Source organism: Klebsiella sp. Lac1, from assembly GCF_009825425.1.
In the GTDB taxonomy this organism is placed as follows: Bacteria; Pseudomonadota; Gammaproteobacteria; order Enterobacterales; family Enterobacteriaceae; genus Klebsiella; species Klebsiella electrica.
Map to the genome: position 1 here is coordinate 881,413 of NZ_VJZJ01000001.1, position 18,326 is coordinate 899,738.

At 58.1% G+C, this 18,326-nt stretch carries 15 protein-coding genes; 8 read left to right on the forward strand and 7 right to left on the reverse strand.

Annotated features, from left to right (window positions below; translation table 11 throughout):
- The first annotated feature begins 36 nt into the window (after positions 1–36).
- Complete coding sequence (locus FNY10_RS04175) at positions 37–1,701, forward strand: ABC transporter ATP-binding protein/permease (RefSeq protein ID WP_160703898.1); 1,665 nt, start codon at positions 37–39, stop codon at positions 1,699–1,701.
- A 143-nt stretch (positions 1,702–1,844) separates the two neighbouring features.
- Here FNY10_RS04175 and FNY10_RS04180 read toward each other — a convergent pair whose 3' ends face one another.
- The 5 genes from FNY10_RS04180 to nifH are packed head-to-tail and all read right to left on the reverse strand — an operon-like array spanning position 1,845 to position 6,740.
- Positions 1,845–2,507 (reverse strand): NifB/NifX family molybdenum-iron cluster-binding protein, encoded by a 663-nt coding sequence (locus FNY10_RS04180; protein ID WP_141964965.1) that lies wholly within the window; start codon positions 2,505–2,507, stop codon positions 1,845–1,847.
- Positions 2,508–2,517: 10 nt separating this feature from the next.
- Entirely contained in the window at positions 2,518–2,736 is a 219-nt protein-coding gene (gene nifT / locus FNY10_RS04185) for a putative nitrogen fixation protein NifT (protein ID WP_131048389.1), read from the reverse strand.
- 39 nt (positions 2,737–2,775) lie between these two features.
- On the reverse strand, positions 2,776–4,338 hold the full coding sequence (nifK, locus tag FNY10_RS04190) for a nitrogenase molybdenum-iron protein subunit beta (protein WP_131048390.1): 1,563 nt from the start codon (positions 4,336–4,338) through the stop codon (positions 2,776–2,778).
- A 55-nt stretch (positions 4,339–4,393) separates the two neighbouring features.
- The gene (nifD, locus tag FNY10_RS04195; protein ID WP_131048391.1) at positions 4,394–5,842 is read right to left on the reverse strand and encodes a nitrogenase molybdenum-iron protein alpha chain; all 1,449 of its coding nucleotides are present in this window, start codon (positions 5,840–5,842) and stop codon (positions 4,394–4,396) included.
- A gap of 16 nt (positions 5,843–5,858) precedes the next feature.
- Positions 5,859–6,740, reverse strand: a complete 882-nt coding sequence (nifH, locus tag FNY10_RS04200) for a nitrogenase iron protein (protein WP_131048392.1) — start codon at positions 6,738–6,740, stop codon at positions 5,859–5,861.
- A gap of 404 nt (positions 6,741–7,144) precedes the next feature.
- Here nifH and nifJ point away from each other — a divergent pair, with 404 nt between their 5' ends.
- Complete coding sequence (gene nifJ, locus FNY10_RS04205) at positions 7,145–10,660, forward strand: pyruvate:ferredoxin (flavodoxin) oxidoreductase (protein ID WP_160703896.1); 3,516 nt, start codon at positions 7,145–7,147, stop codon at positions 10,658–10,660.
- A 78-nt stretch (positions 10,661–10,738) separates the two neighbouring features.
- Entirely contained in the window at positions 10,739–11,347 is a 609-nt protein-coding gene (locus FNY10_RS04210; RefSeq protein WP_160703894.1) for a riboflavin synthase subunit alpha, read from the forward strand.
- Positions 11,348–11,425: 78 nt separating this feature from the next.
- Here FNY10_RS04210 and FNY10_RS04215 read toward each other — a convergent pair whose 3' ends face one another.
- Positions 11,426–12,346: a LysR family transcriptional regulator gene (locus FNY10_RS04215; protein ID WP_160704065.1), complete on the reverse strand. Its 921-nt coding sequence runs from the start codon at positions 12,344–12,346 to the stop codon at positions 11,426–11,428.
- A gap of 279 nt (positions 12,347–12,625) precedes the next feature.
- Here FNY10_RS04215 and FNY10_RS27285 point away from each other — a divergent pair, with 279 nt between their 5' ends.
- The 5 genes from FNY10_RS27285 to FNY10_RS04235 all read left to right on the forward strand — a co-directional run bounded on the left by FNY10_RS27285 (position 12,626) and on the right by FNY10_RS04235 (position 17,674).
- The gene (locus FNY10_RS27285) at positions 12,626–12,856 is read left to right on the forward strand and encodes a hypothetical protein (RefSeq protein WP_227699345.1); all 231 of its coding nucleotides are present in this window, start codon (positions 12,626–12,628) and stop codon (positions 12,854–12,856) included.
- 64 nt (positions 12,857–12,920) lie between these two features.
- Positions 12,921–13,628 (forward strand): major royal jelly family protein, encoded by a 708-nt coding sequence (locus tag FNY10_RS04220; protein ID WP_255493149.1) that lies wholly within the window; start codon positions 12,921–12,923, stop codon positions 13,626–13,628.
- A gap of 407 nt (positions 13,629–14,035) precedes the next feature.
- A complete protein-coding gene (locus tag FNY10_RS04225) occupies positions 14,036–15,052 on the forward strand; it encodes an iron ABC transporter substrate-binding protein (RefSeq protein ID WP_100684993.1) in 1,017 nt (338 codons plus the stop codon).
- A gap of 24 nt (positions 15,053–15,076) precedes the next feature.
- A complete protein-coding gene (locus tag FNY10_RS04230) occupies positions 15,077–16,651 on the forward strand; it encodes an ABC transporter permease (protein ID WP_160703892.1) in 1,575 nt (524 codons plus the stop codon).
- On the forward strand, positions 16,652–17,674 hold the full coding sequence (locus tag FNY10_RS04235) for an ABC transporter ATP-binding protein (RefSeq protein ID WP_160703890.1): 1,023 nt from the start codon (positions 16,652–16,654) through the stop codon (positions 17,672–17,674). It begins immediately after the preceding gene.
- A gap of 203 nt (positions 17,675–17,877) precedes the next feature.
- On the opposite strand, the gene FNY10_RS04240 is transcribed toward FNY10_RS04235, so the two are convergent.
- Positions 17,878–18,219, reverse strand: coding sequence for a hypothetical protein (locus tag FNY10_RS04240; RefSeq protein ID WP_160703888.1), 342 nt, complete (start codon positions 18,217–18,219; stop codon positions 17,878–17,880).
- Between the last annotated feature and the right edge of the window lie 107 nt (positions 18,220–18,326).

Consider the following 18,326-nt stretch of genomic DNA (forward strand, 5'->3'; position numbering starts at 1 on the left):
CGGTCTGCCATTGGCAGGCCGCTGGTTTGATGCCTGATGCAGACACTTAAACGTTTTTATCAACTGATTTCCCCTTTCTGGTTTGTTCGCAGCGCAGCCCTTCACTGGCTTTTATTCCTGACCATCGTCGGCCTGACGCTATCTGTTGTGGGCATTAGCGTTTTGTATAACAACTGGAGTAAAGATTTTTATGATGCGCTGGCCGATTATTTTCAGCACGCCAGCGTGGCGACATTAGCGCTGCGCTATGCGGGATACACCATGCTATTCGTATTGACTATCGCCTGCGGCAACTGGCTGAAAAAGCTGTTGCTCATTCGTTGTCGTCGGGACATGGCGCAGCGTTTCGAGCAGATGTGGCTGATGGGCAGCGCCCACTATCGGCTCAGTATGACAGGCGAGCCAGATAATCCGGATCAGCGTATTACCGAAGACATTAAGCTGCTGATTGAGCAGAGTCTGGAATTATTGCTTTCCCTGGTAAAAAATATCGCCCGCCTGTTTTCGTTCATCGCGATTCTCTGGCAACTGTCCGGCGTACACACACTGCACATCAGCAACGGTTACGCCGTGACTATCCACGGCTATCTGGTGTGGATAGCGCTGGGCTATGCGGCAGTGAGCAGCGTACTGGCCCATCTGTTTGGCCGCCGTTTACACGGACTCAACGTCGCGCAACAGCGCGCTGAAGCGGACTACCGCGCCACGCTTTTGCGGGTACGGGAACATGGCGAGTCAATCGCTTTCTATCGCGGGGAAGAGACCGAGAAAATGCGAATGCAGCAATGTTTCCTGGCCATCGCCAGAAACTGGCGCCGCCTGATGGGACAGGAGTTCCGGCTGGACACCTTTACCACGCTCTACTTCCGCTTTAGTCTGATGATCCCGGTATTCGCCGTTCTGCCGCTTTATTTGTCGCGTTTGGTCTCTCTGGGAGCGATCATGCAGGCCAGGGCCGCCTTCGGCTACGTGCTGGACGCCTTTGGCTGGTTCATCGACTCCTATCGCCAGTTGGCGCGCTGGTCCGCTACCGTTGAGCGGCTGTGGGAATTCCAGCGCAGCCTGCAATGTTTACCGGCATCGCCGGCAATTCCCTGCGCAGGCGATGCCCTGAACATCTCCAGGCTTACTGTACGCCACTGCGATGGTTCAGCATTATTTCCCCCCTTTACCGCCTCCCTCTCGCCGGGGGAGTGGGCCATACTCTCGGCCCCCAGCGGGAGCGGCAAGACCACGCTGCTGCGTACGCTGGCTGGTCTATGGCCTGCCGCATCGGGCCAATGGAGTCTTCCTGCGGGAGACATACTGTTCCTGCCGCAGAAAGCCTATTTGCCACAGGATACGCTGCGTCGCGTGCTGAGCTACCCGCTGGCGCAAACGCCGGATACGCCGCAGCTACGCCATGTGTTGACGCTGGTCGGTCTGCCAGCACTCTACGTTCGCCTGGATGAGGCACATGACTGGAGTCGGATATTATCAGGCGGCGAGCAGCAGCGTCTGGCGCTGGCCCGGGCCCTTTTATTACGGCCTGCGCTTTTGTGCCTGGACGAGGCGACCAGCCATCTGGACGACGCGGCCGCGATTGACCTGCTCGGGCTGTTGCAACAGGCGCTGCCAGAGACGATAGTACTGGCCATCAGCCACCAACCTGCGGTCTTCGAACTCTTTGAACATCATTGGGTGTTAGCGCCGCGGCACTAGCATCGGGTATGTGCCAGACCAGCCCTCAGACAATGGCATCACGCTAACCCGCGGCGAATGATGTCACGGCCAGAAGCCATCCTCCAGGGAAGGGGGCGAAAAAAAGCCCGCGGGGTCAGCGGGCAACAGGCACAAAACAGGGATTAAAAAACGCGTTCCTCCAGAGGGTTATCCCTGTTAAGCCGCTTCGCCAGCCACGGCGGCAAACGCCCGGCCAACAGCGTACTGAGCGCCTTGCACTGGGCCTGAATGGGAGTGCCAGGCTGCGCCTTCATCGGGTGGATTCGATGACGGATCAGCCGGGCGGCGGCGGGCCCGCCGATCTCCTGGCAGAACAGCAGCTGGCAATCCTCAATAAGCCGGGCCCGCACCTCGTTGGCCTCCTGCGACTGGGGCGCGGACGGATAGCGCCGCAGATCGTACAGCCAATCGCCTTGCTCATCGAATGCATAGATAAAAAACAGCCGCCCCTGGCCAAAATGGCCGTTAATCGCCAGGCCATCCTGGGAGCAAAATGCCGCCAGTAGCTGCGGCGTCCGCTGGGCGGGGCGAATGATGCGTAAATGGTCAGGCAGCATGCCCTGCAGGCTTGCCATCACCCGTGACCAGCGGGCGGGAGACATGACTGCCGTTGTCGAGGGAAAGCTGGCGGCCAGTCGGGACTGCGTCAGGGTAGCCAGCCGCGCCGGGGTCAGGGTCTCGCCGCTCTCCTGCGCCAGCCAGTCTAAGATTTGCGCCGGCTGCAGGTCCGGCAGGGACTGAAACAGCGCCAGCAGACGCCAGAAAAGGGTATCGTTGTCGGACATCTCCTGCTCCTTATATCAGCGTGTCGCGCGTCGCGCGCAGACTTATCGGGAAGACGGGCCGCCCCGGCTGCGGATTCACGTAGTAGCGGCGTCCTCCTTCCAGCGAAATCGCGCCGCCCCAGCGTTCAGTGTCGTTATGCTCAATCTGTATCACTCGCGCTTCCAGATCCTGTTTGGCGATATAGGCGTACAGGTCCGCGCCGCGCTCACGGAAAATCACGATGGGCATACTCCCTCCTGGCCCCGCTTGACGCGGGGCACCTGATGGTTAACGGACAAGATCGAAGCTGTAATCGGTTTTACCCAGCTGGCTGGTATCGCTATCCAGTTTCTCCAGCACGGCGTTCACCAGCGTCGTCACAATGTTCATCGCCCCTTCATAACCCCAGGTGGTCTGGCGGTGGAGATGGTGGCGGTCGAACAGCGGAAAGCCGAGGCGGATAAGCGGTACTTCAAAGGCTTTGCCCTTCGCCAGGGTATCGCGCTGGATAAACTTGCCGTAGGAGTTGCCTATCATAAAGTCCGGTTGACGGGTGAACATCAGCGAACGGAAGTGCCACAAATCGCAGTTGATAAACACTTCGCTGTCGCGCCCGTACGGCGAGGCATCGAGCATTTTCTTCATCGCTTTTTGCCAGCGCTTGTTGGCGTTATGGCTCAGGATCACCGTCGGCTCACAGCCCAGCTCCAGCAGGAAGCGGGTCAGGCCCATCACGAAGTCCGGGTCGCCGTAGAGGCCAAATTTCTTACCATGCAGCCAGGTGTGGGAGTCGAGCATCATGTCAACCAGCCGGCCGCGCTCAAGCGTGAGGGCGTCGGCGATTGGCTTGCCGCTGAGCTCACTGACGGCCATCAGCAGCTCATCGGTGGCGGCCAGACCCAGCGGAACCGCCACCTCGGTGGCGGGCTGGTTCCACATCTCCTGCACCACTTTTTTGCTCTTCAGTAACTGCCACGGCTGCAGAAGCAGCGTATCGATGGCGTCGGGAGCCTCTTTCATCTCCTGCTGCGTTGTGCCGCCGGAATACATCCGATAATGGCCATCGGCGGGGGTGTCGAGAACCTCTGACGGATCGGAGAGCAGGCTGCACGGTACCGCCATCTGTTCCATCATCCGCTTTAATACGCGGAAGTTGCCGAGATAGGTTTCAAAGCCGGTGACCAGATTGAGCTTCTGCAGTTTGCCCGGCTGCCCCTGATAGTCGGCGGTAAAGGTTCTGGCGAACCCTTCAAACATATTGTCCCAGCCGGTGACGTGGCTGCCGATAAAGCTTGGCGTATGGGCGTGCGGCACGGCGATGCTGCCATCGACAAAGCCATCTTTTTTGGCATTGGCGATAAACGCCTGCAGGTCATCGCCGATAACTTCCGCCATGCAGGTGGTGGAAACGGCGATAATCTCCGGTTTATACAGCGCGCTGGCGTTCTGCAGGCCCAGGTTCATGTTGTTGTTGCCGCCGAAGACCGCCGCGTCTTCGGTCATCGAGTCGGAGACGCAGGCGATCGGCTCTTTGAAATGGCGGTTGAAATAGGTGCGAAAGTAGGCCACGCACCCCTGGGAGCCGTGAACATAGGGCAGGGTGTTAGCGAATCCCAGCGAGCAAAGCACTGCGCCAAGCGGCTGGCAGGCTTTCGCCGGATCAACGGTCAGCGCCTCGCGCTGAAAATTCAGCGCTTCATACTCGGCGGTGGTGGTCCAGGCAAAGACCTCCCGCACGCGCTCTGCATCGTGCGCCTCTTCCAGCTGCCGCTTATTGCGGAACAGTTCCTGATATTCATCCTGTTCGAATAGCGGATAACAGCTATTAATTTTATCAATCGTTTGGCTCATGGTGTTCTCCTCCCGCGCCACAAATCGGTGAACAGACGGGACAGTGAGTGGGCAATCACGCAGACTTCAGCCACGGAGCGGTCAGTTCGCCCCACGCCGGGTTGTTGAGGGTCATATCCATATCGCGGGCGAAAATGGCGAAACCATCGTAGCCGTGATACGGGCCGGAATAGTCCCACGAGTGCATCTGGCGGAACGGTACGCCCATTTTCTGGAAGACATATTTTTCCTTGATGCCGGAGCCGATAAGGTCGGGCTTCAGCGCTTTGACGAACGCCTCCAGCTCGTAGCTGCTGGCGTCATCAAACAGCAGGGTCCCCTCTTTGAGATCCGGTAGGGTACGGTCGTAATCATCGTTATGGGCAAACTCATACCCGGCGGCGATGATCTCCATGCCGAGATCTTCATAGGCGCCAATGACGTGGCGTGGTCGCAGGCCGCCCATATAGAGCAGCACTTTGCGCCCCTCCAGGCGCGGGCGATATTTGGCGATAACCGCCGCCATCTGCGCCTCATACCTGGCGATCACCGCTTCGGCGTTAGCGCGAATAGTATCGTCGAACTGGTCGGCGATTTTGCGCAGCGATTCGGCGATTTTGGTCGGCCCGAAGAAGTTGTACTCCATCCACGGAATCTGATGTTTCTCCTCCATGTGACGGGCGATATAGTTCATCGAACGGTAGCAGTGGACCAGGTTCAGCTTGACGAAGGGGGTATTCTCCATCTCCACCAGCGTGCCGTCGCCGGACCACTGCGCCACCACCCGCAGCCCCATCTCTTCAAGCAGAATACGCGAGGCCCAGGCATCGCCGCCGATATTGTAGTCGCCGATGATTGCCACATCGTAAGGGGTGGTTTCAAACGGTTGTCCTTCGCGATTGTTAAGGATCCAGTCGCGGACCACGTCGTTGGCGATATGGTGCCCCAGCGACTGCGATACGCCGCGAAAGCCTTCGCAGCGTACCGGGATCACCGGTTTATCCAGCGCTTTGCTGCTGGCGTTGGCCACCGCGCTGATATCATCGCCAATCAACCCCACCGGGCATTCCGACTGAATGGTGATCCCTTTGGTGAGCGGGAACAGCAGCTCCATCTCTTCAATCAGCTTGCTGAGCTTTTTATCGCCGCCGAAGACGATATCGCGTTCCTGAAAATCAGAGGTGAAGTTCAGGGTGCCGAAGCTATCGACGCCGCTGACTCCGGTGTAGTAGTTGCGGCGTCCGGCGCGCGAATACTGGCCGCAGCCGATCGGCCCGTGCGAGATGTGGGCCATATCCTTGATTGGCCCAAATACCACCCCCTTGGAACCGGCGTAGGCGCAGCCGCGCACGGTCATCACGCCGGGTTGCGATTTGCGGTTAGAGATAATGCACTTGCCGACGCTCTCCATTTCCGGATCGCTGACCATCATGTGCTTTCTGCGCTCTTTTCGCGCGGTTTCCGGGAACACCTCCAGGACTTCCTGGATCAGCGCCAGATTGCGTTCGCCTGTTGCGTTGGTCATCATAATTGTCCTGTGCTCAGGCCGCGTTTTCTTCGGCGGCGGTTTTACCAATGATGCTGGTGTCTTCCTCTTCCATGATACCGAACTCCATCAGCAGCGATTCCAGCTCATCCATGGTGCAGGGCGTCGGCACCACTTTCATGGTGTTGTTGACTATCTTCTGCGCCAGCGTGCGGTATTCGTTGGCCTGTTGGCAGGTGGGATCGTACTCGATAACCGTCATCCGGCGGATCTCCGCGCGCTGCACGATGTTGTCGCGAGGCACAAAGTGAATCATCTGGGTACCGAGCTTTTCCGCCAGCGCCATAATCAGTTCGTCTTCGCGGTCGGTCTGGCGTGAGTTACAGATCAGGCCACCGAGGCGCACCTTGCCGGATTTGGCGTATTTAACGATCCCTTTGGAGATATTGTTGGCGGCATACATCGCCATCATTTCGCCGGAGCAGACGATGTAGATCTCCTGGGCTTTGTTTTCGCGGATAGGCATAGCGAAGCCGCCGCAGACCACGTCGCCGAGCACGTCATAGAAGACGAAGTCGAGATCGTCTTCGTAGGCGCCTTCTTCTTCCAGAAAGTTGATCGCCGTAATCACGCCGCGCCCCGCGCAGCCGACGCCTGGCTCCGGGCCGCCGGATTCGGCGCAGCGCACGTCGCCGTAGCCGATTTGCAGAACGTCTTCAAGTTCGAGGTCCTCTACCGAGCCCACTTCAGCTGCCATCTCCATAATGGTGTTCTGTGCTTTAGCGTGCAGGATCAGACGGGTGGAGTCCGCCTTCGGGTCGCAGCCGACGATCATCACTTTCTTACCCATCTCCGCCAGCGCGGCGACGAGGTTCTGCGTGGTGGTGGATTTGCCGATACCGCCTTTACCGTAAATAGCGCATTGACGCATGGTCATGGTGACTTCTCCTGTTGTTGAGTGTTTGCCAGCAGAGAAGTGCAGGGAATATACCAGCCGTGCCGGTTTGTTTAATGTGTTGATTTATATGTAATTTACTTTGATCTGCTGCGACGGGCGCAAAACAAAACGGCACAATAGGGCGACCAAATGTGGGAAACAGAACAATTCTGCTCGCCGCGGCCATGGTGGCGCTTTGTCGCCTGTTCAACAGCTTGTCGCGCTCAGTGTCTTATTTCACGCAATCTCTCCGCGCGATATGCGGCACATTCCTCTCTAATGTATTGAATTAACGCTAATTATTTTGTGATTCGCGAGCTGGCACAGGCTGTGCTTGAGGCAACAACTGGGTTTGCCGCTTTTTTGTGGCGGCGAAGATGCCTCTCACCTTCGAGGATTGAACAATGTCCGGAACAATGAAAACAATGGATGGCAACGCCGCGGCGGCCTGGATCTCCTATGCCTTTACCGAGGTCGCGGCGATTTATCCCATTACCCCCTCCACGCCGATGGCGGAAAACGTCGATGAGTGGGCGGCGCAGGGGAAAAAGAACCTCTTTGGCCAGCCGGTGCGTTTAATGGAGATGCAGTCGGAAGCCGGGGCGGCAGGCGCGGTACACGGCGCGCTGCAGGCCGGGGCGCTGACCACTACCTATACGGCGTCGCAGGGGCTGCTGCTGATGATCCCCAATCTGTACAAAATCGCCGGTGAACTGCTGCCGGGCGTCTTTCACGTTAGCGCCCGGGCGCTGGCGACCAACTCGCTGAATATTTTTGGCGATCATCAGGACGTGATGGCGGTTCGCCAGACCGGCTGCGCGATGCTGGCGGAGAACAACGTCCAGCAGGTGATGGATTTGTCGGCGGTGGCGCATCTGGCGGCGATTAAGGGGCGCATCCCGTTTGTTAACTTCTTCGACGGTTTTCGTACCTCGCACGAAATTCAAAAAATCGAGGTGCTGGAGTATGACCAGCTGGCGACGCTGCTGGACCGGTCGGCGCTGGACCGTTTCCGTCGTAACGCGCTGCATCCGGATCACCCGGTCATCCGCGGCACGGCGCAAAACCCGGATATCTACTTTCAGGAACGGGAGGCGGGCAACCGTTTTTATCAGGCGCTGCCCGACATGGTCGAAAGCTATATGGCGCAAATCAGCGCGCTCACCGGGCGGGAATATCATCTGTTTAACTACTCCGGCGCGACGGATGCCGAACGGGTGATTATCGCCATGGGGTCGGTCTGCGACACCATCCAGGAAGTGGTAGATACGCTAAACGCGGCGGGAGAGAAGGTTGGGCTACTCAGCGTGCATCTGTTTCGCCCTTTTTCGCTGGCCCACTTCTTTGCTCAGTTGCCGAAAACCGTACAGCGTATTGCGGTCCTCGACCGTACCAAAGAGCCCGGCGCTCAGGCCGAACCGCTGTGCCTGGATGTGAAAAACGCGTTCTACCATCACGACGATGCGCCGCTGATTGTCGGTGGCCGCTATGCGCTGGGCGGCAAGGACGTTCTACCCGACGATATCGCGGCGGTGTTTGACAATCTGAACCAGCCGCTGCCGATGGACGGATTCACGCTGGGAATTGTCGATGATGTGACCTTTACCTCACTACCGCCGCGTCAGCAGACGCTGGCGGTCTCTCATGCCGGGATTACCGCCTGTAAATTCTGGGGCATGGGCTCGGACGGCACCGTCGGGGCCAATAAAAGCGCGATTAAAATTATCGGCGACAAAACCGCGCTCTATGCGCAGGCCTACTTTTCCTATGACTCGAAGAAATCCGGCGGCATTACCGTTTCGCATTTGCGCTTCGGCGACCGACCGATCAATTCGCCCTACCTGATCCATCGCGCCGATTTTATCTCCTGCTCGCAGCAATCCTACGTTGAGCGTTATGACCTGCTGGATGGGTTACAGCATGGCGGGACTTTTCTGCTCAACTGTAGCTGGTCTGATGCCGAGCTGGAGCAGCATCTGCCGGTCAGCTTCAGGCGCTATCTGGCGCGGGAAAATATCCGTTTTTATACCCTCAACGCCGTGGACATCGCCCGCGAGCTCGGGCTGGGCGGGCGGTTTAATATGCTGATGCAGGCGGCGTTCTTTAAACTGGCGGCGATTATCGACCCGCAGACCGCCGCAGATTACCTCAAGCAGGCGGTTGAAAAAAGCTACGGCAGCAAAGGGGCGGGGGTGATCGAGATGAACCAGCGGGCGATTGAGCTGGGCATGGCCTCGCTGCATCAGGTGACGATACCCGCCCACTGGGCGACGCTGGATGAACCCGCGGCGCAGGCTTCAGTCATGATGCCGGATTTCATCCGCGATATTTTGCAGCCGATGAACCGCCAGTGCGGCGATCGGCTGCCGGTGAGTGCCTTTGTCGGTATGGAGGACGGAACCTTTCCCTCGGGAACCGCCGCCTGGGAGAAACGCGGGATCGCGCTGGAAGTGCCGGTCTGGCAGCCCGAGGGTTGCACGCAGTGTAATCAGTGCGCCTTTATCTGCCCGCATGCGGCGATCCGCCCGGCGTTGCTTAATGACGAAGAGCAGGATGCCGCCCCGGTCGGACTGCTGAGCAAGCCCGCGCAGGGGGCGAAGGCGTATCACTATCATCTGGCTATCTCGCCGCTGGATTGTTCCGGCTGTGGCAACTGCGTGGATATCTGTCCTTCGCGCGGAAAGGCGCTAAAAATGCAGCCTCTCGATAGCCAGCGCCAGATGGCGCCGGTCTGGGACTATGCGCTGGCGCTGACGCCGAAGCACAATCCGTTTGCTAAAACGACGGTCAAAGGCAGCCAGTTTGAAACCCCGCTGCTGGAGTTTTCCGGTGCCTGCGCGGGCTGCGGAGAAACGCCTTATGCCCGGCTGATAACCCAGCTGTTTGGCGACCGAATGCTGATCGCTAACGCCACCGGCTGCTCTTCTATCTGGGGGGCCAGCGCGCCGTCGATTCCCTATACCACTAACCACCGCGGTCACGGCCCGGCATGGGCGAACTCGCTGTTTGAGGATAACGCGGAATTTGGACTCGGCATGATGCTGGGCGGCCAGGCAGTGCGTCAACACATTGCCGATGATATCACCGTCGCGATGACGCTGCCGGTAAGCGAGGAACTCCTCGACGCGATGCGCCAGTGGCTGACGCTGCAGGACCAGGGCGAGGGCACCCGCGAACGCGCCGACCGGCTCAGTGAACGGCTGGCGGCGGAAAAAGAGGGCGTGCCGCTGCTGGAGCAGCTGTGGCAGAACCGCGACTATTTTGTCCGCCGTTCGCAGTGGATTTTCGGCGGTGACGGCTGGGCCTACGATATTGGTTTTGGCGGGCTCGACCACGTGCTGGCGAGCGGCGAGGATGTGAATATTCTGGTGTTTGATACCGAGGTTTACTCCAATACCGGCGGGCAGTCGTCTAAATCAACCCCGGTGGCGGCGATCGCGAAGTTTGCCGCCCGGGGTAAACGCACGCGGAAAAAAGACCTTGGCATGATGGCGATGAGCTACGGCAATGTTTATGTGGCCCAGGTCGCCATGGGCGCCGATAAAGATCAGACTCTGCGGGCTATCGCCGAGGCCGAAGCCTGGCCGGGACCGTCGCTGGTGATTGCCTATGCTGCCTGTATTAACCACGGTCTGAAAGCCGGGATGCGCTGTAGCCAACGTGAGGCGAAACGGGCGGTTGAAGCGGGATACTGGCACCTGTGGCGCTATCATCCGCAGCGCGAAGCCGAAGGTAAAACGCCGTTTATGCTGGATTCCGAAGAGCCGGAAGAGAGCTTCCGCGACTTTTTGCTTGGCGAAGTACGCTATGCCTCATTGCACAAAACGACGCCGCATCTTGCGGATGCGCTTTTCAGCCGAACCGAGGAGGATGCGCGGGCCCGCTTTGCGCAGTATCGGCGGTTGGCCGGTGAGGAATAGCCGGAGTAGAGGACCAGATGAGGGTGCCACACTGTCAAATGGCCATGATGCGCTCACGAATAATGACAGGAGCAAAATATGTTTACCGGTATTGTAAGCGGCACCGCTGAGGTCTTGTCTATCGACGAAAAGGACAATTTTCGTACTCATGTGGTGAAGTTACCTGCACAACTGCTCCCTGGGCTGGAAACCGGTGGATCGGTGGCACACAACGGTTGTTGCCTGACCGTTGCCAGGATCGATGGGGCGAGAGTCAGTTTTGACTTAATGCAAGAGACGCTGCGCGTGACCAATCTGGCAACGCTTCGCCTGGGCGAACACGTCAACGTCGAGCGTGCCGTTAAATTCAACGATGAAATAGGCGGCCACCTGATGTCGGGCCACATTATGACCACCGCAGAAGTGGTGCAAATTCGGGTTACGGAAAATAACCACCGGATTGGATTTAAGGTCCGGGAGCCGACATTAATGAAATATATCCTCTACAAAGGATATATCGGCGTTGATGGAATCAGCCTCACCGTCGGGGAGGTCGCGGCGGACGGTTTTTGGGTACACCTGATTCCGGAAACGTTGCAACGCACGACGCTGGGCACCAAAAAACGGGGCGACCGGGTAAATATTGAAATTGATCCGCAGACTCAGGCGGTAGTCGATACCGTAGAACGCGTGCTGGCCCGGAAATAACCGGCGCGCAGCCATGTTCGGGAAATACGCTATCCCCCGTCCTGCGGGGGGTTGCGGTCTGGTAAGAAGGTATTGTCTTTACGCTGTCAGGGGGGGCGTTATCACTCCCGAGGTCAGAAGATCAATCATAGCCCGCGTGGCTGTCGATTGGTGTCGATGGGGGGCATAGATAACGGAGAAAGGTCGGGAGCGCCCACGCAGTTGTGGCAGCACCTCGACTAACTGCCCGCGTTGTATCCGCTGATGGACGATGAACTCATAGCTCTGGCAGATGCCAATACCCTGTTCAGCCAGTGATACTACGCCGAGCACATCATCTGACGTTTCAATATATGAAACGGGAAGCCAGTCGACTTCGCGACCGGCATCACGAAACACCCAGGGCGCGCGACGTCCTGTTCGGGGCATGACAAAAGGCAGACAGACGTGCCGTTGCAGCTCTTCCAGCGTCTGAGGCGTTCCCATTTGCCGAAGATAATCGGGTGATGCCACCAGCAGCAGTCCGGCATCCTCTGGCTTGCGTGCAACCTGGCCACTGTCAGGCATCTGACCCAGGCGGATCGCCAGATCGAACCCTTCAGCGACCAGATCGACATTACGATTGGTGATGTTCAGTTCTACCTGAACCTGCGGGTACTGTCGGGGAAAGCGTGCCAGCAAAGGGGGGAGCCGGTAGTGGCCATAGCTTGTCGGGACGCTCATTCGTACACGCCCCGTCAGTTCTCCTTCCTGGCCCTGAACTTCGCATTCCGCCTCATCGAGTAGGGTAAAGGCTGAGCGTGTCTGCTCGAAATATATCCGTCCGGCTTCCGTCAGACTAATACGCCGCGTGGTTCGCTGTAAGAGCTGTCGGCCAGGACGCGCCTCAAGCCGGGAGACCGCACGACTTAAAACGGATGGGGTGGTTGCAAGAGCGACGGCGCCCGCGGTAAATGAGCCGTGTTCAACAACGGTAATGAAGACCTCAACATCTCCCAGATAATCGAATTTCCGGCTTATTTTGCTCTTCAAGGAACAAATGTTTTTCAGTTTCGCTAATTTATCTCCACTCTGGCGATGAGCAAAGTGACCCGCAGGCATCACCTGGAGGGCGTCGGGAGGCGCGATATTTGCGGCTAAGCGCCTGTCCACGTACTGACAACGCATGGCGCCTGGGGCCGCGATGTGGGATGTCCTCTCCGGGTTTCAATGAGCGCAACGTTATCGCGACTTCACATGAACCGGTTGCCCGCATTCTGCTGGCTTTTAACTTCCCCCTTTAATTAACGGAGCATATTCATGTCCAACTCAATAAATCGCCTGCCCGCCATGGCGATGGCGGCGTTGCTCTCTTTCGCAACGGTGGCTAGCGCGGCAGAGGGTACGCCGCTCGAACGCTGGCGCAGCTATGCTGGCGTGAGCTGGGAGGGCGCGGAGGTCTTTTCTGGATACCACGATTCCGTCAGGGCCGGCGCGTCTGAGCGCATTCCCGTCCCGCCGGGGAAATGCGCTGGATGCGGCCCCCGATAAGAGCCTGCGCAACGTCCTCGGATTCTATATCGATCGCAAAAACGGCTGGCTGTGGGCGCTGGACATGGGCTTTGTCGCAGGTGAAACCGAATCACCAGTCGGGGCGCAGAAACTGATGGTTCTGGACCTGAAGTCTGGCAGCACGATAAAAAGCATCCCCCTGGATGGGGTGGCAGACCGCAAGGCAAGCTTCCTGAATGATGTCGTGGTCGATTTCGCCACCGCGACGGCCCGGCGCGTACTCGACGGCGCCCGGGGCCTGCAAATTGAGCCAGGCGTCAAGGTGGTGGTGCACGGAGCGGAAGTCTGGCCGGGGAAACCGCTGCAGATCGGCATCAACGGTATTGCTCTGTCCCCGAATGCAGACACGCTGTACTGGACGGTGACCACGGGAACACACGCGCATGCGCTGCCTACTGCCATCCTGCGAGAAGCGAGCGCGACCCACCCACAGATTGCCGATCGGATAGAGGATCTGGGGTCGGTAGGAGGTAACACCGACGGCCTTGTCACGGATAGCGCTGGCAATCTCTACATCACGGATGTCACCCATAACGGCATCGTCAAATATGACCCCCAAACCAGGTCGATGACATTGGTGGCCTCCAGTACGCAGGTTCACTGGCCCGATACGCCAGCCATCCGGCCCGACGGGGATCTGGTCTTTACCTCAAGCGGACTCAATGATCACTTCGCGGGAGTGATCAACGCTGGACAAGAGCGCTACGATCTGTGGCGTATGCCATTGCACCGTCAGTCTGAAAACAAGTGACTGACCGACTTCCCACCCTGAAGGACGGGGAGTCTTGTTTTATCGCGTGCGCTTTGCTCCACAAGCCGCTCAGGATTGACTGACCGCGTAGCGTGGCGGAATGGGCTTTCGGCAGCGGGCAGGATATCGGAGCAGAGGTGGGATTTTTGTCGGCGCAGAAATGCAACCGGGATCATATTTTTTATATTCTCAGCGGAAAATGATCTTTTCTTAAGGTTATTTTAACCTTTCATTTTATCTTGTTTTAAATAAAGCATTTTCAGATAAGAAAACTTTTCAAGGCAGTGTTTTTAACTGTTTTCAGTTTATGGTAATTGTTTTCATTATCATTACCATTTCTCTATGCTTTAATCCTTTTCGGCCAGGTTATCGGCGGCCATTTGTCTATCAATACTAAGGATTAGCACATGAATTTTCGCCTGTCGTCATACTGCTCCGCCGCGCTCGTCGCCGCTTCTGTGTTCCTTGCCCCTCAGGCCCTGGCGGCCGAAAGCGCTGAAGGCATCGTGGTCTATAACGCGCAGCATGAAAATCTGGTCAAGTCGTGGGTGGATGGCTTTACCAAAGAAACCGGTATCAAAGTGACTCTGCGTAACGGCGGCGACAGCGAGCTGGGAAATCAGCTGGTGCAGGAAGGCGCGGCTTCGCCGGCTGATGTTTTCCTGACGGAAAACTCCCCGGCAATGGTCCTGGTCGACAATGCGAAATTGTTCGCACCGCTTAACGCCGACACCTTAAGCCAGGTGGCGCCGGAATTTCGTCCTGAGCATGGCCGCTGGATCGGCATCGCCGCGCGCAGTACCGTTTTTGTCTATAACCCGGAAAAGATCAGCGAATCTCAGTTGCCGCATTCTCTGATGGATCTGGCGAAACCGGAATGGAAAGGGCGCTGGGCCGCTTCGCCATCGGGCGCGGATTTCCAGGCCATTGTCAGTGCGATGCTGGCGCTGAAGGGCGAGAAAGCCACGCTGGACTGGCTCAAAGCGATGAAAACCAACTTCGTGGCCTATAAAGGCAACAGCACCGTGATGAAGGCCGTCAACGCCGGGCAAATTGATGGCGGGGTGATTTACCATTACTACCGCTTTGTCGATCAGGCCAAAACCGGCGAGAACAGCAAAAACACCAAACTGTACTACTTCAAACATCAGGATCCGGGTGCCTTTGTCAGCATCTCCGGCGGCGGCGTGCTGGCGTCCAGCAAACATCAGGAGCAGGCTCAGGCCTTCATCAAGTGGATCACCGGCAAACAGGGTCAGGATGATCTGAGAACCAATAATGCCTTTGAATATGCCGTGGGCGTTGGTGCCGCCTCTAACCCGAAACTGACGCCGCTGAAAGAGCTGGATGCGCCGAAAGTGGAACCCTCTTCACTGAACAGTAAAAAAGTTATCGAACTGATGACGCAAGCTGGCCTGCTGTGATCCCTCCGGTGAAGTGAATACCTTATGTCTGGTCTGAGTCTTACACTCGGAAAAAAAGTACGACGCCTGCCTGAGCGCAGGCGTCCTGCATTTCCGATGGTTGCATTAGCGATACTGTTTTCATTATTGGCGCTTCTCCCGCCGGGTTTTGTGATTGCCGTGGGGATTGATACTGGATGGGAGGCCATTAAAGCGCTGGTATTCCGTCCGCGCGTCGGGGAGTTGCTCAGCAATACGCTGTGGCTCAGCGCCCTGACCGTCCCGACGTGCATTGCGCTTGGGGTGACGGTCGCGTGGTTGACCGAACGCACGACCCTGGCGGGGCGACAGATCTGGTCAGCGCTGGCGGTTGCTCCGCTGGCGATTCCGGCGTTTGTCCAGAGCTATGCCTGGGTCAGCGCGGTGCCATCAATGCACGGCCTCTCCTCCGGCGTGTTCCTTTCGGTGCTTGCCTACTATCCCTTTATCTATATGCCGGTCGCGGCGGTGCTTCGCCGCCTGGATCCAACGCTGGAAGACGTTGCCGCCTCGCTGGGCACGCCGCCATGGAAGGTTTTTTTCCACGTGGTATTACCGCAGCTGAAGCTGGCCATTTGTGGCGGCGCGCTGCTGGTGGCGCTGCACCTGCTGGCGGAATACGGCCTGTATGCGATGATCCGCTTCGATACCTTTACGACCGCTATCTATGACCAGTTCCAGTCCACCTTCAGCGGTCCGGCGGCCAATATGTTGGCCGGCGTGCTGGCGCTGTGCTGCCTGGCGTTCCTGCTGCTGGAGAGCATCACCCGGGGGAAAGCGCGCTATGCCCGTATAGGCGCCGGGGCCGCGCGCGAGCAGAAACGCAAACACATGAACGTGATGGCGACCGTTGCTGCGCAGTCGCTGCTGTGCGCGCTGCTGCTGCTGGCGCTGGGAGTACCGCTGATGGTGCTGTGCCGCTGGCTTTGGTTGGGCGGCCTCGGGAGCTGGATGAACGCCGATCTGTGGCTCTCGCTGCGTCAGACGATCATGCTGGGGGCCAGCGGGGCGCTACTGACGACCGCCTGCGGTATCCCCATCGCCTGGCTGGGGATTCGCTATCCGCATCGCCTGTTTCGCCTGCTCGAAGGGTGTAATTACATAACCAGTTCGCTGCCGGGAATCGTGACCGCGCTGGCGCTGGTCACGGTGACCATTCACTACGCCCGCCCTATTTACCAGACCGAAGTGACGCTGTTTCTGGCCTATCTGCTGATGTTTATGCCCCGCGCGCTGATCAATCTTCGCGCCGGGATCGCCCAGGCACCGGTGGAGCTGGAAAATGTCGCGCGGAGTCTGGGAAGAAGCCCGGGGCGGGCGCTATGGAGCATCACACTGCGTCTCGCCGCGCCGGGTGCGACGGCCGGGGCCGCTCTGGTCTTTCTCGGCGTCAGCAACGAACTGACGGCGACGCTGCTGCTTTCACCGCTGGGAACCCGCACGCTGGCCACCGGCTTTTGGGCATTAACCAGCGAGATAGATTATGTCGCTGCGGCGCCTTACGCGATGCTGATGATCGCGATTTCTCTACCGTTGACCGGTGTGCTTTATCACCAGTCGAAAAAAATTGCGGGTTTGTAAATGCTGGAATTAACCTCGATCTCAAAATCTTTTGCCGATGTTCAGGTGCTGGATAACCTTTTTCTGTCGGTAGCCCCCGGCAGCCGCACGGCCATCGTCGGGCCGTCCGGCTCGGGAAAAACAACGCTGCTGCGTATTCTCGCCGGGTTTGAAACGCCGGATGCCGGACGCATCGTGATGCAGGGCAGAACGCTGTTTGATGAGGGGACTTTTATTCCCGCCCATCAGCGCGGCATCGGTTTCGTCCCGCAGGAAGGGGCCTTGTTCCCGCACCTTAATGTCGCCGACAATATTGCCTGGGGTCTGGATGGCTCCCGGCAGGAGAAGCGCCGTCGGGTTGCGGCATTGATGGAGATGGTGTCGCTGGATGGCCAGTTGGCCACGCACTGGCCGCATGAAATTTCCGGCGGCCAGCAGCAGCGCGTGGCCCTCGCCCGGGCGCTGGCGCAGCGGCCATCGCTGATGCTGCTGGATGAACCCTTTTCCGCCCTCGATACCGGGCTTCGCGCCACCACGCGAAAGGCGACGGCAGACCTGCTTGCCCAGGCTGGCGTCGCCTCGATTCTGGTGACCCACGATCAGAATGAAGCGCTGTCGTTTGCCAGCCAGGTCGCGGTGATGCGTCAGGGGCGCTTTACCCAGGTGGGCTCCCCGTTTGAGGTCTATTCGCGGCCCGCCGATGAAGCCACGGCGCTGTTTCTGGGCGATGCGCTGGTGCTGCCCGCTGAGCTTCAAAGCGGACGGGCGCAGTGCGCGATTGGCGCGCTGCTGACCGATAATGACGATGCTACGGGGCTGGGGCGGGTTATGCTGCGCCCGGAACAGCTAATGATTACGCCGTGCCAGAATGAGGAGAGTGCCGTCACCATCCTCGACGTCGATTTTTCCGGCCATCTGTCGACCTTAACGCTGGCGATCGCGCAGCAGACGTTGACCCTGAAAACCGTCAGCCGGGCTGACTGGACGCCGGGACGGCGGGTGCATATTGCGGTCAGCGGTAAAGGGCGGGTGTTTATTCCTTAATACACGGAAATCGCGCCAGGAGGTGCAGGCGCGACGGCGGTATTCTGGCGGCGAAAAAAAGCCAGCCAATGGCTGGCTGGCAAAGTTTCGGATACAACTCCATATTATGGTTGGTGTTTCGGGGGATCCTGGACACCTGTCTGGGCACGGCGCTATACGCTGCAATACCCAGAAAGCTGGCCAGCTATCGTCGCCTCGTACGGCTATTCTCCGGCCAGCAGCTTTTTGCAGCTGTAGATAAACGCACTGGAACGCCGCGTTAACCCTTCAATTTCCCGCGGTTTCAAACCGTGACGCAGATACGTCAGAATGCATTGCCGATCGGCCTCGACATGGGATCGGCAGTGATATTTCGCAGCCTCTTTCTCTACTTTTTGCTGCGCCAGCAGGTCGGCAATCTCCTGTTGCTTGTCCCGGGCTACCGGCATCAGCTCGCTGTCATCGGATCGCGCTATTTCGTTCCACAGCGCCAGGGCGCGGCGCAACAATCCCCGCTCCTGCAGGTTTTGTGCCTGAATCTGTTTCTCTTGCAGTGTCGTTACCATGATATTGGCGCGGCCTGTTGCTGTGAATTAATTTGTCATACAAATATGGCGATGATTGATTCAGAAAGGAAATGAATAATTTTTATCTTAATTATGAATGAATGGCA

What these genes read in the sequence shown, in the direction of transcription:
- FNY10_RS04230 (WP_160703892.1), top strand. Translation starts at nt 15,077, where the DNA reads ATGTCTGGTCTGAGTCTTACACTCGGAAAAAAAGTACGACGCCTGCCT.
- nifK (WP_131048390.1), bottom strand. Translation starts at nt 4,338, where the DNA reads ATGAGCCAAACGATTGATAAAATTAATAGCTGTTATCCGCTATTCGAA.
- FNY10_RS04175 (WP_160703898.1), top strand. Translation starts at nt 37, where the DNA reads ATGCAGACACTTAAACGTTTTTATCAACTGATTTCCCCTTTCTGGTTT.
- nifJ (WP_160703896.1), top strand. Translation starts at nt 7,145, where the DNA reads ATGTCCGGAACAATGAAAACAATGGATGGCAACGCCGCGGCGGCCTGG.
- nifH (WP_131048392.1), bottom strand. Translation starts at nt 6,740, where the DNA reads ATGACCATGCGTCAATGCGCTATTTACGGTAAAGGCGGTATCGGCAAA.
- FNY10_RS04180 (WP_141964965.1), bottom strand. Translation starts at nt 2,507, where the DNA reads ATGTCCGACAACGATACCCTTTTCTGGCGTCTGCTGGCGCTGTTTCAG.
- nifD (WP_131048391.1), bottom strand. Translation starts at nt 5,842, where the DNA reads ATGACCAACGCAACAGGCGAACGCAATCTGGCGCTGATCCAGGAAGTC.
- nifT (WP_131048389.1), bottom strand. Translation starts at nt 2,736, where the DNA reads ATGCCCATCGTGATTTTCCGTGAGCGCGGCGCGGACCTGTACGCCTAT.
- FNY10_RS04225 (WP_100684993.1), top strand. Translation starts at nt 14,036, where the DNA reads ATGAATTTTCGCCTGTCGTCATACTGCTCCGCCGCGCTCGTCGCCGCT.
- FNY10_RS04210 (WP_160703894.1), top strand. Translation starts at nt 10,739, where the DNA reads ATGTTTACCGGTATTGTAAGCGGCACCGCTGAGGTCTTGTCTATCGAC.
- FNY10_RS04235 (WP_160703890.1), top strand. Translation starts at nt 16,652, where the DNA reads ATGCTGGAATTAACCTCGATCTCAAAATCTTTTGCCGATGTTCAGGTG.
- FNY10_RS04220 (WP_255493149.1), top strand. Translation starts at nt 12,921, where the DNA reads ATGGGCTTTGTCGCAGGTGAAACCGAATCACCAGTCGGGGCGCAGAAA.
- FNY10_RS04240 (WP_160703888.1), bottom strand. Translation starts at nt 18,219, where the DNA reads ATGGTAACGACACTGCAAGAGAAACAGATTCAGGCACAAAACCTGCAG.
- FNY10_RS27285 (WP_227699345.1), top strand. Translation starts at nt 12,626, where the DNA reads ATGTCCAACTCAATAAATCGCCTGCCCGCCATGGCGATGGCGGCGTTG.